The sequence below is a fragment of the Micromonospora sp. NPDC047521 genome, assembly GCF_055587305.1.
Genome location: NZ_JBVJGN010000013.1, coordinates 128,557 through 151,830, shown reverse-complemented (window position 1 = coordinate 151,830; position 23,274 = coordinate 128,557). Strand labels below are relative to the sequence as shown.

Annotated in this window: 20 protein-coding genes, 1 tRNA gene and 1 pseudogene; 12 read left to right on the top strand and 10 right to left on the bottom strand. The window is 67.9% G+C overall.

Annotated features, from left to right (window positions below; all coding sequences use genetic code 11):
• Positions 1 to 129: 129 nt before the first annotated feature.
• The 4 genes from cmk to ACZ6N8_RS25340 all read left to right on the top strand — a co-directional run bounded on the left by cmk (position 130) and on the right by ACZ6N8_RS25340 (position 3,692).
• On the top strand, positions 130 to 810 hold the full coding sequence (gene cmk, locus ACZ6N8_RS25355; RefSeq protein WP_466013011.1) for a (d)CMP kinase: 681 nt from the start codon (positions 130 to 132) through the stop codon (positions 808 to 810).
• Positions 807 to 2,213 (top strand): ribosome biogenesis GTPase Der, encoded by a 1,407-nt coding sequence (der, locus tag ACZ6N8_RS25350; RefSeq protein ID WP_466013010.1) that lies wholly within the window; start codon positions 807 to 809, stop codon positions 2,211 to 2,213. Before cmk ends, der begins: the two co-directional genes overlap by 4 nt.
• A gap of 188 nt (positions 2,214 to 2,401) precedes the next feature.
• Positions 2,402 to 2,475 (top strand) — tRNA-Pro (locus ACZ6N8_RS25345).
• Between the two features lie 383 nt (positions 2,476 to 2,858).
• Positions 2,859 to 3,692 (top strand): hypothetical protein, encoded by an 834-nt coding sequence (locus ACZ6N8_RS25340; protein ID WP_466013009.1) that lies wholly within the window; start codon positions 2,859 to 2,861, stop codon positions 3,690 to 3,692.
• Between the two features lie 34 nt (positions 3,693 to 3,726).
• On the opposite strand, the gene ACZ6N8_RS25335 is transcribed toward ACZ6N8_RS25340, so the two are convergent.
• Positions 3,727 to 4,761, bottom strand: coding sequence for an LLM class flavin-dependent oxidoreductase (locus ACZ6N8_RS25335; protein ID WP_466013008.1), 1,035 nt, complete (start codon positions 4,759 to 4,761; stop codon positions 3,727 to 3,729).
• Complete coding sequence (locus tag ACZ6N8_RS25330) at positions 4,758 to 6,134, bottom strand: MFS transporter (protein ID WP_466013007.1); 1,377 nt, start codon at positions 6,132 to 6,134, stop codon at positions 4,758 to 4,760. Before ACZ6N8_RS25330 ends, ACZ6N8_RS25335 begins: the two co-directional genes overlap by 4 nt.
• Positions 6,135 to 6,159: 25 nt before the next feature.
• Here ACZ6N8_RS25330 and ACZ6N8_RS25325 point away from each other — a divergent pair, with 25 nt between their 5' ends.
• The gene (locus ACZ6N8_RS25325; RefSeq protein ID WP_466013006.1) at positions 6,160 to 6,498 is read left to right on the top strand and encodes an ArsR/SmtB family transcription factor; all 339 of its coding nucleotides are present in this window, start codon (positions 6,160 to 6,162) and stop codon (positions 6,496 to 6,498) included.
• Positions 6,499 to 6,728: 230 nt separating this feature from the next.
• Here the strand turns inward: ACZ6N8_RS25325 and ACZ6N8_RS25320 are convergent, their stop codons facing one another.
• The 4 genes from ACZ6N8_RS25320 to ACZ6N8_RS25305 are packed head-to-tail and all read right to left on the bottom strand — an operon-like array spanning position 6,729 to position 10,116.
• Positions 6,729 to 7,559: an ABC transporter ATP-binding protein gene (locus tag ACZ6N8_RS25320; protein ID WP_466013005.1), complete on the bottom strand. Its 831-nt coding sequence runs from the start codon at positions 7,557 to 7,559 to the stop codon at positions 6,729 to 6,731.
• A complete protein-coding gene (locus tag ACZ6N8_RS25315) occupies positions 7,552 to 8,367 on the bottom strand; it encodes an ABC transporter permease (RefSeq protein ID WP_466013004.1) in 816 nt (271 codons plus the stop codon). The genes ACZ6N8_RS25320 and ACZ6N8_RS25315 overlap by 8 nt, the downstream gene beginning before the upstream one ends.
• The gene (locus ACZ6N8_RS25310) at positions 8,364 to 9,134 is read right to left on the bottom strand and encodes an ABC transporter permease (protein WP_466013003.1); all 771 of its coding nucleotides are present in this window, start codon (positions 9,132 to 9,134) and stop codon (positions 8,364 to 8,366) included. The genes ACZ6N8_RS25315 and ACZ6N8_RS25310 overlap by 4 nt, the downstream gene beginning before the upstream one ends.
• Before the next feature lie 7 nt (positions 9,135 to 9,141).
• The gene (locus ACZ6N8_RS25305; protein ID WP_466013002.1) at positions 9,142 to 10,116 is read right to left on the bottom strand and encodes an ABC transporter substrate-binding protein; all 975 of its coding nucleotides are present in this window, start codon (positions 10,114 to 10,116) and stop codon (positions 9,142 to 9,144) included.
• A gap of 239 nt (positions 10,117 to 10,355) precedes the next feature.
• Here ACZ6N8_RS25305 and ACZ6N8_RS25300 point away from each other — a divergent pair, with 239 nt between their 5' ends.
• Genes ACZ6N8_RS25300 through ACZ6N8_RS25290 form a run of 3 tightly spaced genes read left to right on the top strand, consistent with a single transcriptional unit; the run spans position 10,356 to position 12,552 of the window.
• Positions 10,356 to 11,594, top strand: coding sequence for a flavin-dependent oxidoreductase (locus tag ACZ6N8_RS25300; protein WP_466013001.1), 1,239 nt, complete (start codon positions 10,356 to 10,358; stop codon positions 11,592 to 11,594).
• Positions 11,591 to 12,058, top strand: a complete 468-nt coding sequence (locus ACZ6N8_RS25295; RefSeq protein WP_466013000.1) for a MarR family winged helix-turn-helix transcriptional regulator — start codon at positions 11,591 to 11,593, stop codon at positions 12,056 to 12,058. The genes ACZ6N8_RS25300 and ACZ6N8_RS25295 overlap by 4 nt, the downstream gene beginning before the upstream one ends.
• Positions 12,055 to 12,552 (top strand): DUF3237 domain-containing protein, encoded by a 498-nt coding sequence (locus ACZ6N8_RS25290; RefSeq protein WP_466012999.1) that lies wholly within the window; start codon positions 12,055 to 12,057, stop codon positions 12,550 to 12,552. The genes ACZ6N8_RS25295 and ACZ6N8_RS25290 overlap by 4 nt, the downstream gene beginning before the upstream one ends.
• A 689-nt stretch (positions 12,553 to 13,241) precedes the next feature.
• Here ACZ6N8_RS25290 and ACZ6N8_RS25285 read toward each other — a convergent pair.
• On the bottom strand, positions 13,242 to 14,240 hold the full coding sequence (locus ACZ6N8_RS25285) for a LysR family transcriptional regulator (RefSeq protein WP_466012998.1): 999 nt from the start codon (positions 14,238 to 14,240) through the stop codon (positions 13,242 to 13,244).
• Between the two features lie 72 nt (positions 14,241 to 14,312).
• Here ACZ6N8_RS25285 and ACZ6N8_RS25280 point away from each other — a divergent pair, with 72 nt between their 5' ends.
• Positions 14,313 to 15,236, top strand: a complete 924-nt coding sequence (locus ACZ6N8_RS25280) for an EamA family transporter (RefSeq protein WP_466012997.1) — start codon at positions 14,313 to 14,315, stop codon at positions 15,234 to 15,236.
• 32 nt (positions 15,237 to 15,268) lie between these two features.
• Here ACZ6N8_RS25280 and ACZ6N8_RS25275 read toward each other — a convergent pair whose 3' ends face one another.
• Together ACZ6N8_RS25275 and ACZ6N8_RS25270 are read right to left on the bottom strand one after the other, a co-directional pair.
• A complete protein-coding gene (locus ACZ6N8_RS25275) occupies positions 15,269 to 15,589 on the bottom strand; it encodes a hypothetical protein (protein WP_466012996.1) in 321 nt (106 codons plus the stop codon).
• Between the two features lie 524 nt (positions 15,590 to 16,113).
• The gene (locus tag ACZ6N8_RS25270; RefSeq protein ID WP_466012995.1) at positions 16,114 to 18,591 is read right to left on the bottom strand and encodes a S8 family serine peptidase; all 2,478 of its coding nucleotides are present in this window, start codon (positions 18,589 to 18,591) and stop codon (positions 16,114 to 16,116) included.
• Positions 18,592 to 19,530: 939 nt separating this feature from the next.
• On the opposite strand from ACZ6N8_RS25270, the gene ACZ6N8_RS25265 reads away from it, so the two are divergent.
• From ACZ6N8_RS25265 to ACZ6N8_RS25255, 3 genes are all read left to right on the top strand, one after another.
• Positions 19,531 to 21,573: a hypothetical protein gene (locus tag ACZ6N8_RS25265; RefSeq protein ID WP_466012994.1), complete on the top strand. Its 2,043-nt coding sequence runs from the start codon at positions 19,531 to 19,533 to the stop codon at positions 21,571 to 21,573.
• A gap of 279 nt (positions 21,574 to 21,852) precedes the next feature.
• Positions 21,853 to 22,188 carry a nucleoside triphosphate pyrophosphohydrolase family protein gene (locus ACZ6N8_RS25260; protein ID WP_466012993.1) on the top strand — a complete coding sequence of 112 codons (336 nt, stop codon included), beginning with the start codon at positions 21,853 to 21,855 and terminating at the stop codon, positions 22,186 to 22,188.
• Positions 22,189 to 22,413: 225 nt separating this feature from the next.
• The gene (locus ACZ6N8_RS25255; RefSeq protein ID WP_466013033.1) at positions 22,414 to 22,758 is read left to right on the top strand and encodes a hypothetical protein; all 345 of its coding nucleotides are present in this window, start codon (positions 22,414 to 22,416) and stop codon (positions 22,756 to 22,758) included.
• A gap of 294 nt (positions 22,759 to 23,052) precedes the next feature.
• On the opposite strand, the pseudogene ACZ6N8_RS25250 reads toward ACZ6N8_RS25255, so the two are convergent.
• Positions 23,053 to 23,154: pseudogene (locus ACZ6N8_RS25250) on the bottom strand (IS5/IS1182 family transposase); the annotation flags it as partial.
• Between the last annotated feature and the right edge of the window lie 120 nt (positions 23,155 to 23,274).

Sequence of the window (23,274 nt, the reverse complement as noted above, 5' to 3'; positions counted from 1 at the left end):
CGTGGGTCGCCTCCGGCGGCGTCGCGCGGGGGTTCGTTAGCGCACCCGGGCATGATTGATGACGATTGACAACCGCTTGCGGCGCCAGATCACCGGGCGATCCGTGAGGTACGGGCTGAGGAGGACACGGTGGAGAAAAACGTACGGGCCGGGCGATGTGTGGTCGCTGTGGACGGGCCGTCCGGTTCGGGTAAGTCCACCGTGTCGCGGCGGCTCGCCGCGAGCATCGGTGCGCGCTACCTGGACACCGGGGCGATGTACCGGGCGATCACGTGGGCCGTGCTGCGCTCCGGCGTGGATCTCGCCGACGCCGCGTCGGTGGCGAAGGTCGCCGGCGAGGTCAACCTGCGCATCGGCACCCACCCGCAGGGGTACGCCGTGACCATCGACGGGGTGGGCGTGGACGCCGACATCAGGGGCCCGGAGGTGACCGGGGCGGTCTCCGCCGTCGCCGCCGTGCCGGCGGTCCGCGAGCTGCTGGTCGCCCGCCAACGCGAGATGATCGCCGACGCTGGTCGGATGGTGGTCGAGGGCCGGGACATCGGCTCGGTCGTGGCGCCGGACGCTGACCTGAAGGTCTTCCTGACCGCCTCCGAGGCGGCCCGCGCAGCCCGGCGCAGCGCCGAGGACGCCGCCGACGTGGCGGCCACGGCCGCCGACCTGGCCCGCCGGGACCGGCTCGACTCGACCCGCAAGGTGAACCCGCTCGCCCAGGCGCCGGACGCCGTCGTGCTGGACACCACCGAGCTGGGCATCGACGAGGTCGTCGCGCGACTGCGTGACCTGCTCACCGAGCGGGGTGTGGCATGAGCAGCGATGGTGGCGGCTGGGTGGAGTTGCGCGAGCCCGACCTCGCCGTCGAGGAACCGAGCGGCCCGCAGCCGGTGGTGGCCGTGGTCGGCCGCCCCAACGTCGGCAAGTCCACACTGGTCAACCGGATCATCGGCCGCCGGCAGGCGGTCGTCGAGGACGTGCCCGGGGTGACCCGGGACCGGGTCCCGTACGACGCGCAGTGGAACGGCAGGTCGTTCACGGTGGTGGACACCGGCGGCTGGGAACCGGACGCGAAGGACCGCGCGGCGGCCATCGCGGCGCAGGCCGAGACGGCGGTGCTCACCGCCGACGTGGTGCTCTTCGTGGTCGACGCCATGGTCGGCTCCACCGACGTGGACGAGGCCGCGGTGAAGATGCTGCGGCGCAGCGCCAAGCCGGTGATCCTGGTGGCGAACAAGGCAGACAACACCTCCATCGAGATGGAGGCCACCTCGCTGTGGTCGCTCGGCCTCGGCGAGCCGTTCCCGGTGTCCGCCCTGCACGGGCGCGGCTCCGGCGACCTGCTGGACGCCATCCTCGCGGCGCTGCCGGAGGCCCCGGCGATCGTCGAGAACCGTCCGCGCGGGCCACGCCGGGTCGCGCTTGTCGGCCGACCCAACGTCGGCAAGTCCAGCCTGCTCAACCGGTTCTCCGGTGAGGAACGGGCTGTCGTCGACTCGGTCGCCGGCACCACTGTGGACCCGGTCGACAGCCTTGTCGACATCGGCGGTCAGACGTGGCAGCTTGTCGACACCGCCGGTCTGCGCAAGCGGGTCGGCAAGGCCAGCGGCACCGAGTACTACGCCAGCCTGCGCACCGCAGGCGCGATCGAGGCCGCCGAGGTGGCAGTGGTGCTGCTCGACGCCAGCGAGCCGATCAGCGAGCAGGACCAGCGAATCCTGACGATGGTGACCGAGGCCGGCCGGGCCCTTGTCATCGCGTTCAACAAGTGGGACCTGGTCGACGCGGACCGCCGCTACTACCTGGACAAGGAGATCGACCGGGAGCTGCGCCGCATCCCCTGGGCGATCCGGCTGAACCTGTCCGCGATGACCGGCCGCGCCGTGGACAAGCTGGCCCCGGCCCTCAACAAGGCCCTGGCCAGCTGGGAAACCCGGGTGCCGACCGCCCAGCTCAACCAGTGGCTGACCGCCCTGGTGCAGGCCACCCCGCACCCGGTGCGCGGTGGGCGCGCGCCGCGCATCCTGTTCGCCACCCAGGCGGGCGTTGCGCCGCCGCGGTTCGTCCTCTTCACCACCGGGCCGCTCGACGCCGGATACCAGCGCTTCGTCGAGCGCAAGCTCCGCGAGGAGTTCGGGTACGAGGGCAGCCCCATCGAGATCTCCGTCCGCCCGCGCAAGAAGCTCGGCCCCGGCGGCCGAGGCAAGGCGCACGGCTGACCTGTCACCTCCGATAAGCCGGGTGGGCCGTGATCGGCCCACCCGGCTTCTCTCTACCCCACCCTCCTAGGACGCTCTAGGGGTTGTGCGGTGGTTCGCGGTGCACACGACCGGGTGGGGCCTGTGCGGACTGGCAGGAGCAGCTGCGCTAAGCTGTACCGGCTGTCGCAGGGGAAACCCTGCGAGGGCGGGACGTGGCGCAGCTTGGTAGCGCACTTGACTGGGGGTCAAGGGGTCGTCGGTTCGAATCCGGCCGTCCCGACGCAGGTCAAAGGGCTGATCCGGATATCGGGTCGGCCCTTCGCCGTTCTGGGGACCAAGATCAGCCAAGTTGAAGCGTGCCTAGCGCTGCTTGACCGACGGTCAAGTCTCAAGTGTCCAGGCGGGATGGCTGCCGAATCGTTCGCTTTCTGGATCGAGGCGGCCCGCAAGCCGGCCGCGCTCGGCCTGCTGGCGGCGCGAGCGCCGCATCGGCCGGCGCGCCGGCCGATACTCGCAGCCGCACCCGAGTACCTAGAGCCGATGCCTCCGGCGGGGATCTTCGAGAGATGGACTTTAGGCGGAGGAGCGGTTTACGTGGGCGCGGACCGGCGGCATGGCCTCTGACGGCATCCCTACAGTGATGGGGTGCGATTGATTCGGGGGATGGCGACCACTCTGGTTGTCGGTGCGGCGTTGGGCGCCGCCGCGGCCGTCGTCAACAGTGTGCCGCTCCTGCTCGGCGAGGGCGGCAGAGCCCGTGCAGACCGGAGCGCCTGGTCGCAGACTGCGGAGTTCGCCAGCCTGATTCTCGACTCCGGTTGGGCATGGGCCGCGATGGCTGTGGCCGTTGGTTGGCTGGTGAGCGGGGGCCTCCGACCGGTGGTTGGGGTGCTCGCAGGGGCGCTGGCAGGATGCGTCGCGCTCATCGAAGCCACCATCGTCTACGACGCCGTGCCCATGCTGTTCCCGTTCCACCAAGGCTTCGGGTGGGGTCAGACGCCATTCTGGTTGGTCGCAAGCCTGGTGCTGGGATTGCCGCTCGGGGCGGTGGGGGCCACCATTCGGCGTCCTGGGCTGATCGGAGTTCTAGCGGCCCTCGTTGCTCCCATCGGCGCGGCTCTCAACATGGTGGTACTGCCACCACCAGCGGAGAGCCCTGTGGCGGAGCCGGTAGTGCTGACTGTCTGGGCCGCCGCCGCGGCGGCCACCGTTCTGGTTCTGGTGTTTGCCTTCCGTGCCCGGCGGCCTGGTGATCGCGACTCCGGCACCGTCAGGTTGATCCGCCCGTTGCGCACTGACTCTGGAAGCCACGCGTGGGAGCCACCGGGGCGAGCTGGACCAGACGGGGCGGGACCGATCGAGTTGCCGAGTAGACGGCCGCACAGCGGCGGCGCTCTCAGCGACGCGGAGGGGGCCGCCGAGAACAACTGGGGTTTGACTGGCGACCTCGGGCCGGATCCACTGCCGAGCAAAATCGAAAAGGCCGTCTCCGACTAGCGGAGACGGCCTTTGGACTGGGGTGGAGCTCAGGTCACTTGGTAGGGGGCTGCCATCCGATGGCCGGAGCGATGGTCTGGGCGATGGTGGTGAGTAGTCGCAGGTTTTCGTCGACTCCGAGTTGGTTGGGGATCGTGAGCAGCAGCGTGTCGGCAGCCCGCACGGCTGCGTCGTCGCTCAACTCCTGGGCGATTCTGTCGGGTTCGCCGATGAAGCTCTTGCCGAATCGTGAAACAGCACCGCCGAGCACACCCACCTGTTCCTGGGCACTGTGGACCATGTCGGCGCCGAATATCTGACGGTCGCGCTCGGTGGTGATGGGCAGGACCGAGCGGGCTACGGAGACCCGAGGCTCACCAGTGTGTCCCGCATGCCGCCAAGCGCTGCGAAAGACGTCGATTTGTTTTGCCTGGGCTTCGGCGAACGGAATGCCGGTGTCCTCGGACAGCAGGGTGCTGCTCATCAGGTTCATTCCCTGTTCGCCAGCCCATCGGGCACTGGAGCGGGTGGATGAGCCCCACCAGATCCGTTGGCTCAAACCTTCCGAGTGCGGTTGGACGGTGAGTCCGGCTCGGACGCCGGTAGCATTCGGATCGGTGAAGGCGACCGGGCCTCCGCCGATCGCGGTCCGGTAGCGGGCCGCGTGCTCCCGGGCCAGGTCGGCGTCCGTGCCGCCCTCCGGCGCGAAGTGCCCGAAAGATTCGTACCCGCGCAGGGCGGGTTCCTGCGATCCCCGGCTGATGCCGAGCTGGAGCCGGCCGCCGCTGATCAGATCCGCCGCAGCGGACTGCTCCGCCATCGCGAGCGGGTTCTCGTAGCGCATGTCGATGACGCCGGTGCCGAGTTCGATGCGCCGTGTGCGCGCGCCCATCGCCGCGAGCAGCGGCCACGGACTCGCGAACTGCTGCTGGAAGTGGTGAACGCGGATCCAGGCGCCGTCGATGCCGAGTTCCTCGGCGGCGACGGCCAGCTCCACGGTCTGCGTGAGAGCATCCCGCGCGGTCGGTGTGCTGGTGCCCGGGATTCGTCCGTAATGGCCGAAGCTCAGAAATCCGATGCGCTTGTTCATGCCTGTTCCACCGCCAATTCGTCGATACGAGAGGTGGCACGGTGCTGCGCGCGCTGCAGCAGCATCACCCACACCGAGATCGCGGTGGTCACCACCGCCAAGATCACCATTAGAAGCCGGAAGGTGTCCGCGTAGGGGGCAGCGGCACCGGGACCTCCGGCCGCTGCGCTGTAGGCGAGAGCGGTATCGCCTGTCGCGCCGACCAGCAGGCTGCTCAGCGCGGCCGCGAACCCGGCGACGGCGAGCGTCTCGCTGCCCAATCGCGCGAAGTTCAACACCCCGGCGGCGGCACCGGCGGCCGCCGGTCGGACGGCGGCGAGAGCCTCACCATCGATGAGACCCACCGGCAGCCCCCAGCCGAAGCCGAGCAGCAGCATCGGCACGATCAGCACCGCCAACGGCATCGTCGGCGTGAAAAGCAGCATGAGCAGGTCGCCAGCGACGAGCAGGGCCAGCGATGCCCGGATGATCCGGGCCGGCGTGATCCCGGATACCCGATGGATGAGGGAGGTGGCCAGCATTGGGGCGACCAACACCGGCAGCGTGAGGAAGAGCATGTACAGCCCCGCCTGCCGGGCGTCCATGCCACGGACGGCGCTCAGCGCCACCGGCAGGTAGGTCAGCACGGCTACGTAGGCGACGGACCCGGCGACTGGAACGAGCATGGCGGCCGTGAAGGCACGGCTCCGCAGCGGCGAGAAGTCCAGAATCTTCACCCTGCCCGGCTCCTTGACCGTCTCCGACGTGGGCAGGAACCCTGTGGCCAACAGCATCAGCAACGAGACGCCACCGAGGAGGGCGAAGATGCCACGCCAGCCGACCGCGGAAACCAGGAGGCCCGCGATGGTGGGAGCGGCCGCCAACCCGACGCCGATGGTCGTACCGAGCAGCGCGAACGCCCGGGCTCGGGCCTTGCCCGTGAAGGCGTGCGAGATCAGTGCCGACCCTCCGGTGACGATCGCCGCGGCGCCGACACCCGCCAGCACGCGACCGATGTCCAAGATCAGCAGGTTCGGGGCGGTGAAGCTCAGCACGGAACCGGCGACCATGACGGCGTTGCCGACGGCGAAGACCCGCCGGTAGCCGAGCCGCCCGGCGACCGCCCCCCACGCGAGCGTCCCAATCGTCACCGAGAGGTTGAAGCCGTTGACGACCCACTGCAGCCCTGCGGGCGAATCCCCCAGGTCCTCCGCGACTGCGGTGAGAGTCAGGGCGGTGCCAGCGATGCTGATCGGCATCACGAAAATTGCCAGCAGGACAACGGGCAGGACCAAGTTCGCCTTGGTCGGCCTGGGTGAAACCACGATTGACACTCCTCCTAGGTACGAGATATTTCGTACCAAAGAAGAGCACGGAGCTGAGGTACGATGCAAGTCGTACCTCAGGAAAGGCCACGTGATGGAGACGACACACCCTGCGACAGCAGACCTGGATCTGGGTTCGATCCTCCAGGCGCTGGCTGATCCTCACCGTCGGCGGGTCATCGCCGAGCTCGCCGCCGACCGGAGCGACCCCGAGCGGACCTGCCAATCCTTCGGCCTGCCCGTCTCCAAGCAGACGTCGACGTACCACTTCAAGACCCTGCGTGCCAGCGGCCTGATCCGGGATTTCAACTACGGCAACCGGAAGGGCATCAGGCTGCGACGCGCCGACATCGACGCCCGCTTTCCCGGACTGCTGGACCTCCTGGCGGCAGAGCACAGTCGGACCCGGCAGCGGGCCGAGACCACGCCATGAGGGAACTAAATTGATCTTTAACCTGTTCGGCGCGGACGGGGGTCCGTGGTCTTCGTCGCGGGCCAGGCGGAGCTGGGCGTAGGCGGCGAGGATCAGCCGGGTCCAGCGGGGGTCAGCGCGTCGCCGTCGACCACCGCTGCGTCGATCCCGGCGGCACGCGCCGCGTCGGCTTCGAGAGCGAAATGGTTATCGGCCGGCGGGGCCGTAGGGGGGTTGCGGGACCAGCAGCGTCATCCCTGCAGCGTGCGCGAGTTACGACCACCGGTCGCCGAGGCCGGCGCACGCTTGGCCCGCTGGATCTGCGCGTAGACGTGGGTCCGCAGCTCGGTGAACCGGGGCAGCGCCCGGGTGGTGAGCTGATCGCGTTCCCGCGGGAGGTCGATCACGAGGTCTTCCTGCACCCGGGTCGGCGAGTGGGACAGGACGAGCACGCGCTGGCCCAGATACACGGACTCGTCGATGTCGTGCGTCACGAAGACAGTGGAGATACCGCGGTTCAGGTGCAGGTCGCGTACGAGGTCCTCCAGGTCCGCGCGGGTCTGCGCGTCCACCGCCGCGAACGGCTCATCCATGATCAGCACTTCGGGCCGGTACGCGATGGCGCGCGCGATGGCCACCCGTTGCTGCATCCCGCCGGAGAGCTGCCACGGATGGCTGCGCGCCGACTGCGGCAGTCCGACCGCGTCGAGGGCGTCGGCGACCCTCCGGTCGCGTTCGGCGCGGGAGAGCTTCTTGTGTCGAAGGGGAAGCTCCACATTGCCCCGGACCGTCAGCCAGGGATAGAGGCTGCGGCCGTACTCCTGGAACACCACTGCCATCGCCGGGCTGGGGCCCGTCACCGCGGATCCCTCCATCTCGACGAGGCCGCTGGTGGGCCGGAGCAGTCCGGCGAGGCATTTCAGGAGGGTGGTCTTTCCGCAGCCCGACGGGCCGACGACGCACAGCAGTTCGCCGGGCATCATGGTGAAACTGAGATCCCCGATCGCCTCGACCTCGCCCCGGCCGGAGGCGTAGACCTTCCGCAGGTGCTCGACCCGCAGCAGCGGGCTTGCGTCAGGCACGGGTGACCTCCTTCATTCCGTGGTACCAGCGCAGGACGCGGCGTTCGACGACGCCGAAGGCCACGGCGAGAAGGACGCCGATGAGGCCGAGCAGGAGGATGCCGCTCCACATCTCGGCGATGAGGTAGTTGCGCTGGAAGTAGGCGATCCGGTAGCCGAGGCCGGCCGAGGACGCGAACATCTCCGAGATGACCATGAGGATCAGGGCCACCGAGAGTGCCTGCCGTACGCCGGTCATGATGCGCGGACTCGCCGCCGGGAGGATCAGCAGCCACACCCGTTCCCATCGGGAGATCCGGTACGAGTCGGCGGTCTCCAGCATCACGCTGTCGGTCGCCCGGACGCCCTCGATCGTGTTCAGCAGGATCGGCCAGATCGCGCCGGACACGATGACGACGACCTTCATGGTGTCGGTGATGCCGAGCAGGAGCATCGCGACCGGAATCAGCACCGGTGGCGGAATCGCGCGGAAGAACTCCAGCAGCGGTTCGAGGATCTCGCGTAGCGGGCGGGACCGGCCGATGAGGACGCCGGCGGCGACGCCGAGCACGACCGACGCGAACAGGCCGGCCAGCAGCCGGTACACGCTCGGCAGCACGTCGTCGACGAACGCCGGGCCGATCCAGGTCTGCCGGAACGCGTCGAGGAGCGGGCGGGGGCCGACGAGGAACCGGTTGGCCGACCGGGTGGACCAGACGGCCCAGAGCCCCACGGCCAGGACGGGAAGCCCGACCGCGTACAGGACGTCCTCGGCGACCCGGACGCCGAGGCCGCGAGGGGCGGTCCTGCCCGCACCGAGGGCGGTCACCGGGTTGCCTCGTCCGCGAGCACCGACTGGTGCCAGGCCAACGAGCGGCGTTCGGCGAAGCGGAACACGACGTTCACCACCACGCCGAGGAGCCCGGTGACCACGACGAGGGCGTACAGGCCGACGGCGTCCCCGGCGGAGCGCGACAGCTCGATCATGCGTCCGAGGCCGGGGTTGCCGATCACCATCTCCGCGGTGACGGCCAGGATGAGCGCGACCGTCGCGGCGAGGCGCAGGCCGGTCATCAGGTACGGCAGAGCGGTCGGAAGGACGAGATACCGCAGCCGTTCGTAGCGGGTGAGGCCGAAGCTCCGCGCGGTGTCCCGGGCGACCGTGTCGACGTCGGCGACACCGTAGATCACCTGCACGAACACCTGCCAGAACGCCGCGTAGACGATGATGACGAGTGCGGCGCGCATCTGCAGGCCGAACATCAGCACGGCGAGGGGGATCAGCGCGACCGACGGCACCGGCCGCAGGAACTCGACTGTCGTGTGCGTGGCGCGACGCAGGAACGGCACCAGTCCGACCACCGTCCCCAACCCGACCGCGGCGAGCGTCGCCACCGTCAGGCCGATCGCCCACGACGTCATGGTGAGCCGGAGCCGCCGCCAGAACGCCAGGTCGCGGACCTCGTGGAACAGCCGTCCGAACACGTCGGTGGCGTACGGCAGGTCGTGCCGGTCGACCAGCCCCAGAGCCGGGAGCAGTTGCCAGACGGCGAGGAACCCCAGCAGGCCGGCGGCGCCCAGCAGGATCTTGCGCATCGGTCGGCTACTGCTGCTGGACGAGACGGTCGAAGTCGGGCTGCCGGTCGAGTACGCGGTACTTCTGAGCGAGCGTCGCCAGTTGCTCCAGGCCGGCCCGGTCGATTTCCCACCCGAACGCCGGGAGCCGGACGGAGTCCGCTACCGCATCCGGCAGTTCGAGGTTGTCCTTGATGGCCTGCCGCAGGCCGGCCTGGTTGGCCGGGTCGTTGGCCCAGGTGAGCGTCTTCTTCATCGCCGACGAGAAGTCCGCCACAAGCGTGGCGTCGGAGTCCTTCAGCTTGCTCGACGTGATCGTGGTCAGGGTGGTGAGTCCGGGAACGGTGGCCTGGTATGGAGCGACCACGAGAACGTCACCGCGCTTACGCATCTGGGTGATGAACGGCTCGGTCACCCAGGCGGCGTCGATGTTGCCGGCGGCGAGCTGGGCCGGTGCGTCCGGGAAGGCCACCTCGACGAATTTGACCTTGGTGGGATCGCCGCCGTCCTTCTCGACCGCTGCCATGATCGTGACGTCGCCGGCGGCGCCCAGGCTGTTCACCGACACCTTGCGTCCGGCGAGCTGGGCCGGCCGGGTGATACCGGACTTCGCGGACGCCACCACGGCGTTGATGTCGTCGCCGTCGGCGTAGGACGACGCGTAGTTCCCGATGATCACCACGCCGAGGTTCTGCAGATCGGCGCGGAACGGGCCGAACGGCTGGCCGATGGCGAAGTCGATGTCGCCGTTGATCATGGCCGGGATGGCCTGGGCGCCGCCCTGTGCGGGCACCACCTCCACGTCGAGCCCCTGCTCCCGGAAGATGCCCGCCTTGATGCCGCCCCACAGCGCGGCCGTCTCGCTGATCGGCAGCGCCGCCACGCGGACCTTCCGCAGGTCGCCGCTCGCAGCGGGGGACGGATCGGTGGCATCGGAATCCGTGCAGCCGGTCAGGGCGATCACGACGCCGGCGAGAACAGCGAGGGCAGTGACCTTCTTCATGGACGGGCCCTTCCGTGCGCAGCGCTTGTGCAGCCTGAGGAGTGGGGTCGACGGAGTGCCGAAAGCATCCGACCGCGTCGATCAGCGTCATGCAGAAGCGATTGATTGTCAAGAATTCCCAAAGGGCGAATCGCATAGCGGTGCGAGTGGTCCGATGGCGATTGAGAACACGTCTTGACGGCCGACGATTTTGTGACCAAACTGTGCGGTTGGTGGCGCGGGGCGGAGAGGGCGACGACGTGGCAATCGTGATCGTGGGCGCTGGTATCGGTGGCCTCACCACCGCGCTCAGCCTGCACCGGGCCGGCTTCCGTGAGATCACCGTCTACGAGCGCGCCGCCGCGCTGCGCCCACTCGGCGTCGGAATCAATCTACTCCCGCACGCCGTCCGTGAGCTGACCGAATTGGGTCTCGGGGAACGCATGGAAAGGCTGGGCGCCGCACCCGGCACGCTTGCCTACTACAACCGCTACGGTCAGCAGATCTGGAGCGAGCCACGCGGACTGGACGCCGGATATCGCTGGCCGCAGCTTTCCGTGCACCGCGGCCGGTTCCAGATGGAACTGCTCGCCGTGGTGCGGGAACGGCTGGGCGCCGACGCGGTGCGCACCGGGCACCGGCTCATCGGCGTCCGCGACGGCGTCGCGCACTTCGAGACGACGGCGGGGGAGGTGAGCGTCGCCGGCGACCTGATCGTCGGAGCGGACGGCATCCACTCCGCGCTGCGCCGCCACCATCGACCCGGCGAGGGGGAGCCACTGTGGAACGGGCTGACACTGTGGCGGGGGACGGCACGGGCACCCGGATTCCTGGACGGGCGGACCATGATCATGGCCGGGGACGCGGAACAGAAGTTCGTGGCGTACCCGATCGGCGCCGGCCTGATCAACGTCGTCGCCGAGCGGCGCGGGCCCGGTTTCGCAGGGCCCAACGCGGACTGGAACCGGACGGTCGACCCCGCGCCGGTCGTCTCGCTCTTCGCGGACTGGCGTTTCGCGTGGCTCAACGTGCCGGAACTGCTGGCCGCCGCCGACGAGATCCTCGAATACCCCATGGTGGACCGCGATCCGATCGACACGTGGACCCACGGCAACACCACGCTGCTCGGCGACGCGGCCCACCCGATGTATCCGAACGGTTCCAACGGGGCGTCGCAGGCGATCCTGGACGCACGTACCCTCGCCTTCCACCTCGCCACCGCGCCGACGGTCCGGGCGGCGCTCGACGCCTACGAGGCGGACCGGCGGCCCGCGACCACCGCGCTCGTGCTGAGCAACCGGCGGCAGGGCCCGGAACAGGTGATGGTGCTCGCCCACGAGCGCGCGCCGGACGGGTTCATGCACATCCACGACGTCATCCCGCCGGAGGAGCTCACCGCTATCGCCACCGGCTACAAGAAGGCGGCCGGTTTCCTACCCGCCGACCTCAACGAACGGGCCTCCCTGACGCCGACGGCCTTCCCGGGCGTCCTGCCGTGACCGGCCCGGAGCCGACCGAACTGGACGCGGTGCGACTGGCGTCGGTGATCTCACCGCTGCGCCGCACGCTGCTCGCCGCAGCCCGGGCCGCCGAGCACCTGCCGGAGATCCCGGACGCGCAGATCGAGATCGTGCGGGCCCTGCCCAGGGGCACCGTGGCCGGCCCCGGTGAGCTGGCCGAGCGGCTGCGCCTGAGCCGATCCACGGTCAGCAACCTGCTCACCGCGATGGAGGGCAACGGTCTCGTCGAGCGTCGCCCCCGTCCCGGCAACCACCGCCACGTCGACGTCCTCGCCACAGCGAAGGCCCTCGACCTGTTCGACCGCTTCGACCTCGCGAGCGGAGACCTGGTCGCCCGCGCCGCGGCGACCCTGCCGGCGGCGGACCGCGCGGCCCTCGCCGCCGCGGTGCCCGCGCTGGAACGCCTCCGCGACGCCCTCGCGCACGCCAAGGACACTCCATGAGTACGCGCCGAGCCGCCGGTCGGGACGCCGTGGCTGCCCCGCCGGTTCCCGGGCTGGAGGCCGCGTTCGAGGTGGAGGTGCGGCTGGGCGCGCTGCAGGACCACGGGATGACCCGTGCCGGTCACCGTCGCGTGGTGCCTGTTGTCGGCGGCCGGGTCACCGGTCTCTTCGAGGCCGACATCCTGCCCGGCGGCGCCGACTGGCAGGTGGTCCGCCCCGACGGCGCGATCGAGATCGACACGCGCTACTCGGCGCGTACCGCCGACGGCGGTCACGTCTACCTGCGGACGTTCGGTGTCCGCAGCGGCCGCCCGGAGATCCTCGAGGCGTTGCTGCGCGGCGACGCCGTCGACCCGTCCGAGTACTACTTCCGCCTGGGCGTACGACTGGAGACGTCGATGCCCGCGCTGGCCGTCCTGGAGCAGTCGGTCTTCGTGGCGTCGGCGATCCGTGAGGCCGACCTGGTGCGCTACACCGCCTACCGCGTCACGTAGCTGTTCCAGCCCAGGGCTGCGACAGGGCGCGCTTGTCGGGCTTGCCGCCGGGAGCCACTGGCACCCGGTCGATCGACTGGATGGTCCGGGGGACCGACGACAGAGATGGGCTCCAAGGCGCTTCGGCCAACCGCGCTTAGAGTTTCTGCCGTGACAGAGCCAGATCCACCACTACGACACCTGAGCACGAACGAGGCCGGTGTCCTGGAAGCACTTCTCCGCCACAACGTCGCAGGTGCTGAAGAACTCCGCGTGCAAGCGCGAGACGTCATGGCCCGCCCGGGCTGCGGGTGTGGATGCGGAACCGTCCATCTCTTTCCACAAGGCGAAAACCTTCCCGCCTCACCGGCACAGACTCCGGTACGCGTACAAGGGCAGTTTCCCGATCAAGAAGGGCAGTGGTTCGGAGGCATCTTGCTCTTCCTTGCCAGCGGGCAGCTCGCGGAGCTGGAGGTCCACTCGTTCGGTGACCCGTTGCCCATGCCAGAACCCGGTCAGGTGCGCTGGTTCCTGAGAACCGGCGAAAGCACCTGTATTCCACTGCCCAGCCAGCCGGATTGACGGCGGGCAGGAGATCAGTGATCCGAGAGGCGCGTACCGCATGACAGCCAGCGATGCCGGGCGACCCGAGGGCAGCTGGGCGTGCCCGCTCCGCGCCCGATGGGACGGGAGCCGAGGATCAACGGCGGTCAGCTCCTGGAGTCTACGGCGGGGCGATCGCCGGGCACCGCGCGCGGCTCGCGGCCGACCTGTGCGACCGGGGACCAGGAGGGGACCACGCGTCGTGCGCGATGGTGGGCCGAGCCGCTTAGCTCCGCCAGGAGGGCGTCCACCGCGGGCCGTTGCGGCGTGCCGCCGAGGGCGCGAGTGACTGCGAAGATGCGTCGCTCGGTGACCGGCTCGACCAGTGGCTCCACGTGCACCCCGAGTGGCACGTGGCGCAGCGCCAGCTCCGGCACCAGCGCGGCGCCCAGCCCGGCCGCGACGAGGTCCAGCGTGAGCGCGAAGTCGACGGCACGGTGCCGGATGTCCGGCTCGAAGCCGGCGAGCCGGCAAGCGTGCAATGTGGACCGGAGGCACGGCGTGTGCTCGGCGCTGGCGATCCATGGCACGTCGCTCAGCTCGGTCAGCCGGCCGGTGTGACGACGCCACCGGACCGGGGTGATCAGGTGCATCGGGTCGGTGGCGACCGGATGCCGGTCCAGGTCGTCGACCAGCGGCGCGGGCACGTGGTCGTACTCCTGCAGCACCGCCACATCGAGGGTGCCGGAGCGCAGGTCGAGGCGGCTCTGCTGGTCTTCGGCCTCGATCACCCGCACGTCCAGCTCCGGGTGCTTCGCCCGCAGGCGGGCGGCGGAGGGAGCCACCAGCGCGCCGGCTGCGGACGCGAACGCGCCGACCCGCACCGTACCGCTGACGCCGTGGCGGAGCGCGGCGAGTCCGGCCACCGCCTGCTCCACCGCGCCCAGCACGTCCTTCGCGTGGCTGGCCAGAACCTGGCCGGCCGGGGTGAGGACGATCCCGCGCCCGGCCCGCTCGACAAGCTCGTGCCCGGCCTCTCGGGACAGCTGGACGAGCTGCTGGGAGACCGCCGACGGAGTGACGTGCAGCGCCGCGGCGGCGGCGGTGACGCTGCCGCGCAGCGCGACCTCGTGCAGCACGCGGAGCCGGCGCACGTCAAGATTCATGTAGCCACGCTACAGCAGCAATGAAGAACGTTGAACTGGTCCTTAAGCGTTGCCTCGGGCAGCGTAGCCGGCATGAAAGCATCACACCGACTTCTCGCCCTGCTCGTCGCCGCTATCTGGGGCGTCAACTTCGTCGCCATCGAGCTGGGGCTGCGCGACCTGCCGCCGCTCGTGCTGACCGCGCTGCGCTTCGTCGCGGCGGCGGTGCCGCTGGTCTTCCTGGTGCCGCGCCCCAGCGCCCGGCTCCGCTACGTGGTCGCCTACGGGCTGGTGCTCGGCGTCCTGAAGTTCGGCGCGCTGTTCACGGCGCTCGCGGCTGGCATGTCGGCCGGTCTGGCCTCGCTGGTGCTGCAGGCGCAGGCCCTGATGTCGGTGCTGCTGGCGGCGGCGGTGCTGGGCGAGCGGCCGGCGCGGGCGCAGGTGGCCGGCGTGCTGGTCGGATCGGTCGGGATCGGCTTGCTGGCGATCCACAGCGGCGGCCACGCCTCCGTGATCGGCTTCGTGCTGACGCTGTTCGCGGCGGCCAGTTGGGCCCTGGCAAACCTGGTAATGCGGGCCAGCGACGAGACGCGACCGCTCTCGCTGCTGGTCTGGTCGAGCCTGGTGCCGCCGTTGCCGCTGCTCGGCCTGGCCGGCGTTGTCGACGGCGGACACGCGGTGCTGGATGCGATCACCGGTCTGTCGTGGCGCGGGCTGCTAGCCGTGGCGTACGTCGCGTACGTGTCGACCCTCGTCGGCTTCGGTATCTGGAACCGGCTGATCGCCCAGTACTCGATCGCGAGAGTGGCGCCGTTCAGCCTCCTGGTGCCGGTCTTCGGGCTCAGCGCGGCGTGGCTGCTGCTCGACGAGCCCGTCGGCCCGACGGAGCTGGCCGCAGCCGCGACCGTCCTCGCCGGGCTGGCGCTGGTGGTACGGCGTTCCACAGCGGACCGCGACATCGCCACGGATGCGAGCGACGATCGCGAGCCCGAGTATGCCCCGGCCGCGACTGCCTAGTCCGCGGCTACGTCTGCACCGCCCCGGACGTGTCACGAAGCGCGCGGCAGCGCCAGCCAGTCCTGCCAGGTGATGTCGCGGCCCAGGTAACGGGGCTGTTGGAAGGGCCAGTCGGCGGCGATCCACCCTGGCACCAGAGCGTCGAGGGCTCGCTCCGCCTCGCTGCCGACGAGGTCGTTCACCACCCACCAGGAAATCTCCCCGTCGGAGCCGGTGCGCTCGGGTGGATCGATGTAGACGCAGCCGAAGATCGCCGTCTCCTCCTCGTCCAGCAGCGCGTAGTTGAACGACTGGTGCGCGGCTATCTCCTTCTCGTGCCGCAGCAAGTCGATGCGGTCCTCGTCATTGGTCATCGTCTCCTTCGGCCAAGCCCAGGCCGGGCCGAAGATCTCCCACAAGCGCTCTCGGGAGCCCATTACTGCGGGGTAGTCGAGCGCGGTGTCCGCCTCCCGGATCGGCCGCAGGTGAAGCGCAGTGTTGGGTACGGGCACGTACAGGGGGTGGACGAAGTCCGCAGGCAACCAACTCACGAGGACCGAGGCTACGCTGCCTCCCAAACCATGCGCTGCGGTCATCGAGCGTGTGAACGTCCCGGGGACCAGGTGGGGACCAAACGGCCTGCGCGCTGGTGCGCGGCACGACGTTGACCGCACGGCCTGATCTTGGGGATAGCGAGTGTGACGTGCGTGGACGTGTGGCGAATCGTTTCGTCACACCTGGGCATCGTTGGGCAATGCGGGCGTGGGGCGTCGCCTGCGGTCGGGTAGGTGGATCAACCAGGCGAGGATGTCCACCGCGGTCGTGATTTCTGCTCGGGCAAGGGCCTGGCCAGCCAGGCTCAGGCGAACCTGAGCCTGGCTGACCAGGCCACGTGTGGTCAGGCGTTGCCGGACCGTGCCCCCGGCAGCGTCCGCTCGGCGGTCAGCGTCATGGCGCCGCCCTTGTAGGACACCCGGAACATGTGGCCGTCCACGTTCAGGACCCGCCGTTCCGGCATCGAGTGGAAGTTGCCCTTGATCGAGGCCCCGCTCATGATCGTCAGTACCGTGCCCGGGGTGATGGGCGCGCGGACGTCCAGGGTGAGTTCGCCGTCCAGCACCAGGGCACCCGTGGCCCGCACGCTCGTGTACTCGCGGTCGCCGGAAATGGTGATGGCGAGGCGACCCGCTCGGCTGATGGTCACGTCGCCGCCGACCTTCAGGACGTTGCCCTGCGGAACGTCGGTGAGACTGACGGACAATGCGGACGCCGCTTCCGCGGCCGACAGGCCGGGCTGCAACACGCCGCTGTTGACGCGGATGCTGCCTCCCACGAAACCGCTGCCGCCGAGCGTGCCGCCCTTGACGGCGACCGAGCTTGCGTGCGAGCCAGCGATCGAAAGCTTGCCGCCTTCCACCGTCGTGCCGCCCTCGTAGGTGGCGTGGCCCGACATGATCAGCATCCCGGAGCCCTGCTTGGTCAAAGACGCCGTGTAGAGCTTGTTGTCGATGTTGTTCCGAATGAAGGCCGCGCGCGCGTCCATCCATTCCTTACGCCACTTGGTGGCGTCCTCATAGCTGATCTTGTCGTACAGTTCCGGGTGGCCGTTGGTGATGGCTTGGACGTAAGGATCAGCCAGAATGCCCTGAAGCATGAAGGCGTTTTCGCTGAGCTTTCCATCCGGGCTCAGTACGTTGGGGCTGAATTCACCGGCGAAGGCGATGCCCTGTTTCTTGTAGGCCGCCAGCCACTCCCGATCCTCCCGCTCCCTTTCCTTGATCGCGACCTGGCTGATGTCGTTCGACCACACGTCCAGGGGAGCCTTGTCCATGTTGTAGGTCATGGGGCCCAGGAACTGGCCGGGGCCATACATGCCCTTGTCCAGATCGGGGATGCCCCAGCCCCAGCGCGCGTCCGGAACCCCGTCGGGAGCGGTCCAGGCGATGGATGCCCCGGAGGGGGAGGTCTGACCCGTGCCGAGGAACCGCACACCATCGGACATCTTGTTGTTCGCCGTGGTGAACATCAGATCACGGACCTGCTTGGCGTCCATGTTCGGATAGCGGGAGAGCAGAACCCCCATCACCGCTGTCGCAACGGGCGTCGCCGGAGACGTTCCGCTCGAGTTCGAATAGTTGGTGTCGCCACCGCTGTTCGTGGTCCGAACACTGTTCGACGGAGTGGACACGGTCCACCATTTGGCGAGCCCCGCCTCGTTGTACCCGAATTGCTTCGTGTATTCGGGGTCGGCCGCAGTGGGAGGCTGCACCCCGCCGACGCATACCCACTGCGCCTCCGCCGCGGGATTGAAGAAGGGGTACGCCGGGCGGAAGTACGGGTTGCTCCAGTCGTTGTTCCCGGCCGACCTCACGTTGACGGTGCCGCTATCCTTGATAGCGTCCCAGATGGCATCCATGAAGGAGCGTCCGGGGTGGTTCGGGTTGTATTGAATACCGTCTTTCGAATAGCTCTTCTTGAAGAGGAAGTACTGGTACTCCAGGTCCTTCAGATGCTCGTTGGGGATGATGATCGCCATCGCCGTGGCGCTGGCGCTGTCCTTGCCGCGCAGTTGGTAAGCGTTGGCGAGGTTGCCATTGACCCCAAGGTCGTTACCCAGGCCGTCGAAGCGGCTCCTGTCAAGAGTCTGGACATAAGAGCCCCAACTGCTGTTGATGACCTGGGCGCCTGCGTCAACCAGGGCCTTGTTGGCCGTACGCCAGTACACGTAGTCGTGGAAGGGGCCGTGGGACTGGGTGTCGGAACCGCCGGTCATGGCGACATACATCGTCGAGCCAAAGGCGATGCCGTGCTGCTCTTTTCCATCGCGAATGCCAGAGGTGACGCCAAGCATGCCGGTCCCGTGACTGTAGTCACTCGTTCGCGCCTGGTCGCCGGCCACAGTGAACCGCTGTCCCGCAGTAAACGGGTTCGACGGGGTTGCTGAGTTCCGGTACCCGAAGCCGGACGTTCCGTAGAACCCCTCCGCTCTCACCGGAACGATCAGACCGGTCTGGAATCCTTCGTGGGTAGGCCGGTAGCCCGAATCCATCATGCCCAGCGCGACGCCCTGCCCGCGGTACCCAAGGGCGTAGGCGGTGGACGCGTTTACCGCGACGAGCTGCCAGGGGGAGTCGATCGCTGTGCCAGGGTTGGCAGGATTGTGGCCGGTGTAGTAGCCATACTCCGGCGTTTCCCAACTGGCCTTAGCGGCACCCAGTTCCGCCGGCGTCCTGGCGACAAAACCGGGGTCTCCCGGATACGCCGGTCCGCCGGATGTACTGCCGGGCGTCGATGTCAGGCCGGTCCTGGGCGATGCCGATGCGAACCCGGCCGGAAACAAGGCGATGCCTGCGCCGGCAATGAAGGTGCCTCCCACTCGACGCAGTAAATCCCGCCGACTCAAGGAACTCATACTCATCTCCGATTCCTTCCGAAGGGTCGATCTCCAGCGGGCGGGAGCGCAGACCTGCCGCCCTTATCGGGCAGCGGATGTCGTTGGCTTTGTTCGGGATCCCGACTGCCGCGCGAGCCGACGCATGGACGTCGGAACGGCGAACTGGAACTCTCCCGCAAGTCGGCCTCCCCTATGTGCACCAAATTAGACTGTGGCAGAAGCCCCCCGTCAAGGGTCAACATCGGCTTGCCAGGACAGTTAAGCGACGATCTATATCGATATGAATAACTGCCACGCATCGGGTCACGGGTTGACTCCGCGGAGGCGCGGTGCGACTTGTCCGTGATGGACCAATTGCGCAGATGGGAGGCAGTCGCCTCGCGATCCTTCGAGACGCCACAGGCGCCGTCGCGACCAGCGCATCCTCTTCCGCGAACCCGAAGGCGTCAGTGACGGCTCAGACTCTGCACCCAGGATCGCTGGGGCCCGGCATGTAGTCGGAGGAGGATCCTTCGGACACGAGCCAGCACCTACGACCGGCGCAGAAGGTCGCTACCTGACTAAGAATGGACGTCTGATGTGGACGAACGGGCCTGTAGCCGGCTGATCGCTATCGGTATCCTGTGCTGGTGGTTGGACTCTCTTGGTGGGGCGACCTGGTGGTTTTCGGCGGCTGTGGCGTCGCCTGGGGCGGCTTTGGCGATCTCGCCCGCGGCGGCCGAGCGCTAGGCTGGGATTGCTGCGACATCAGAGCGCCTTTGCGCAGTCAAAGCTTGACTGGTGGGAGACTTGCAACGATCGGACCACGCTTGTTCTGGGTTCTAAGCGGGGCCAGCAACGTGAGCATTGGTCGACCAAGGTCGCTGTCCTTGATGCGCTTGGCAGTGGTCACATCTCCTGGCCAGCAGAAGGAATTCGTCTATGAGACCAGGTAGCCGGCGTCGGATTCTGCGCTGGACAGCTGGTGCCCTGGTCACGCTACTGAGCGCAATTATCGTGGTGGCGACTGCGACGTTCGTGCCTGCCTATATGGCTGACAAGACGTTGAGCAGCAAAGCTGGATACCTTGGCACAATTCTGGGCGCCGTCAGCCTTATCGCCTTTCTGGTGCAGCAGTTGGTTGGCCTAGTGCGTCGGGAAAAGCCAGCCGCCGTGATCGAGCAGCTCAGATCGGATCTCCTCCGTGAACTCAGTGCCCGGCTCCGGCACCTTCGACGTACATCGGAACACATCGCACTCAGCTACCGGAGCGCTGGTGAGCCATCGGAGGTGCGGCTGGAGGCGCTTGCGCAGGCGGTGTTGCGCGGACCTCAGCGTGCTGTGCTTTTGGGTCATCCCGGTCGCGGGAAGTCGTACACCGCGCTGCAGGTTGCCCTTGAGATCCTGAAACAGGATCCTGCGGTCGTGCCGCTGGTAGTCCCGGTCGGCCGCTGGATTGATGGCGAAGCGATCGACGCCTGGCTTCCAAAGTTCATTGCGACCGAGTTCAATGTATCCCGTGGCTCAGCCCAAGACCTCATCGGGTCGGGCCGGATCTTCCCAGTGCTTGACGGCATTGACGAGCTGTGCATCGATGAAACGATCGTTGAGCCTGCCGAGCGGCTGCTGCGCCAACTCGCCGAGTGGCGGTTGCGCGAGGAGCCGGCGCGCTTTCTGGCCACCTGCCGGCGAGTCACTTGGAGTGCCATCGATGAGGAATTGCGCGACCATTACACCCTGCGGGTGTACACCATCCGGCCCGTCGGCTACGCCGAGGCGACAAGGTATCTATCCCGGTCGATTGGCGGCGCTGACGTTTTCGCCCAGGCGCTCGACTTGGCGACGTCACTGCAGGATGAAGGCCGCGGAGCTCTGCTCGCCAGCCCCTGGCAGTTGAGCCTCATCGCGGAACTGGCCAGGAGTCGCCTAGCTACGCATCGCACCGACCCTGGCCGCATGCTGGTCACGACGGCGGAGACGGCCAATGCCGCGTCTTTGGTGGCGAACTATGTGGAGTCCGTCGGCACCGTCCGGGCAGCGCTTCCGATACGACTGCGAAACGTGCTGGACCTATGGTGGTTGTCGCGCTACGCCAAGTACTTGGAGCTAAACCGGTCTTCGCAGAGGGTCGTGGCTGGGCGTATCTTGCCTGCGCGAGACATCATTCTGCACCGGCTTTGGCCGGTCGCCGGGCGGGCGGCGTTGGTCACGGATTTCATCTTGTGCGTGCTGCTGTCTGTTCCGGGGTTCGTATGGGCGGCCATGTTTCTTTGGGATCTTGGTTGGGTAGCGCGTGGCGGACTTCTGCTCGGCGCCGCCGTCTGGTCGGCCATGCTCATACGAACAAGCACAAAGCCGTGGATGCCAGCCGCTACGCCGGACTGGTCACGGCTGACCGACCTGAGGTTCTCGCTGCGTCAGACGGCTACCGCACTGGCCATTGCGGTGGCGGCATGGCTGGTGCTGGGCCCGTGGATAGCATTGATAAGTTTCGTCACTGCTTGGCTTGCGATCGGGTTGACCGTCGGCTTCGGTCAGACTCTGGCGACGGACACTAGACCCGAAATCGTCGGCCCGTTGGGCGTCCTGCGCCGCGAGCGGACAGTGTCGCGACTGTCGGCCGCCGTCATGTTTCCGATCCTGGCATGGGGATTCAGCCTGGAATGGGGCGTGCTGTGGGGTATCCCTCTGGCGTTGCTCTATTGCGCAGTTGTCGGCGAGACGGTTGCTTGTGCGCTATGGCGGCGCTATCTCGCCATGATCGTGGCCTCGGCGTTCCGGCTACCACTCGCCCCTGCCCGATTTTTGCGGCGAATGTGTGGACTCGGGTTTGTTCGCGTCGCTGGAATCGCCTACCAGTTCCGTCACGATGAGCTTATGCGATACTTCGCCAATAATTACGACGTGCGCGACCATTTCCGGCGGTCGTGGCGAACTGAGGCACCGCTGCAGAATCGGACTTCGTCGCGACCTGTGGTCGAGTAGCGTAGGCGTCCTTCCATGCGAGGAAGTGCGCTACACGCCGCGGAATGTAGCTGTCGGCCGATGGCGACCCAATTAACGTCGCGCTAGATCGGATAATGATAATCGGTGCCATATTTGGGAGCTAATTCAAGTCGACCCGGTGGTGCACCTAACGCGAGTGCGACTGCTGACGAACACCCTGCTGGCTGCGCTCAAGCCCGAAGCTCATGTCGACGACGACCTGTCGTGGGCCTTGCAGGCCTATCCGCGTTCCCATGCTCAGTCTTGTAGGTTGCGGTTATGGATCTTGAGAGCCTGAGGTTGAGAGCGGTTGCGATCGCTGACTCGTATGACCGTCACAACGTTGCGGCGGGTCGTGCAGCGTGGAGCACCGGCGATCTGGCGCTGGGGTTTGTCGGTGACGTCGGGGATCTCGCGAAGCTCGTGATGGCTGTTGACGGGCGCCGTGAGATCACTGACGCTCGTGAGCGGCTCGGTCATGAGCTGGCCGACTGTCTCTGGTCGGTCTTGGTCCTTGCTGACCGATACGGCGTCGACTTGGCTGCGGAGTTCGCGCGAATGACGGCAGGGATTGAGGAGCATCTCGAAGCGCGTGGCCTGCGCGAGGCCGGGTAGCTGGTGGAATGGCGAACCAGTGGATCGACGTCAGGTGACGCGGGCTTGGCCGTCGATGGCGGTGAGGCGGACTGCGCCGGCCCGGCCCCAGCCTGCTGGCGACCTTCGGCCGTCATGGGCCGGGAGGTGTACCTAGTCTCGCTGACCCGGTGGACCGACTGATGGGGAGTGATGCGGTGACGAGCGGTGCGGCCGCAACTGGCGGGAGCTGCGTACGGTGACCCGGTGAGTACTGATGAAGATCGCGAGCGGCTCGCCGCACAGCTCGTGGCGCTCCCGGTCCATGAACTCGTGGATGTCATGCGGCGGGTCTTGCCGCACCACGCCGGGGACGAGGACGGTCTCCGATCGGTGTTGCTCCTGGCTACCGCGACCACTGATGAGGACACCCGGGACTTGCCTGACCTTGCGCTCGTCGTATGGCCTGACCGGGACTACTACGACGGTGGCCTCGGAGCCGACCAGGGCCTCTGGAACGAAGGCGAATGTGCGAAGTGCAATACGAGAGTGACCTCGAACGCCAAGCGCGGGTACTGCCCGGTCTGCGGCTCCAGGTGTGGCCTTACCTGAGTCGGCGGACTGTGGTTGACACGCAGGGTCAGGCCGGTTACTCCGGTGCTCTTGGTGACGCACTTGGCGATGTAGTCGGTGATCTGGACGAGGTTGACCGCGAGGGGATGCCGCCCGCGTCGGAGATGACTTGGTCTTTCGAGCCTGGCTTGCGGCGGTCGACCGGGCTCGGACCGGTTTTGGGCCGGCCTTGAGGGCCCGGATGTGCGTGCCCCCGATCACCGCCCGGGACATGTCCAGATGGTCGGCGGCCCGCGGCTTCCCGAGCAGGACTTCGCGCGGGCGTTGCCACACGCCCGCGTCGTTCCAGTCCCGTAACCGGCGCCAGCAGGTCATCTCCGACCCGAATCCGAGCTCTTGGGGCAGGTACTCCCACGGGATCGTGGTGTAGAGCACGAACACCTTGCGGTCGTCGAAGGCTACGGCCCGGGAACCGGTGGCTCCGTGGTGGTCGGGGCGGCAGCAGCGGTGCGATCTCGGCCCAAAGGTCGTCCATGACGATCTACGGCGGCTGCT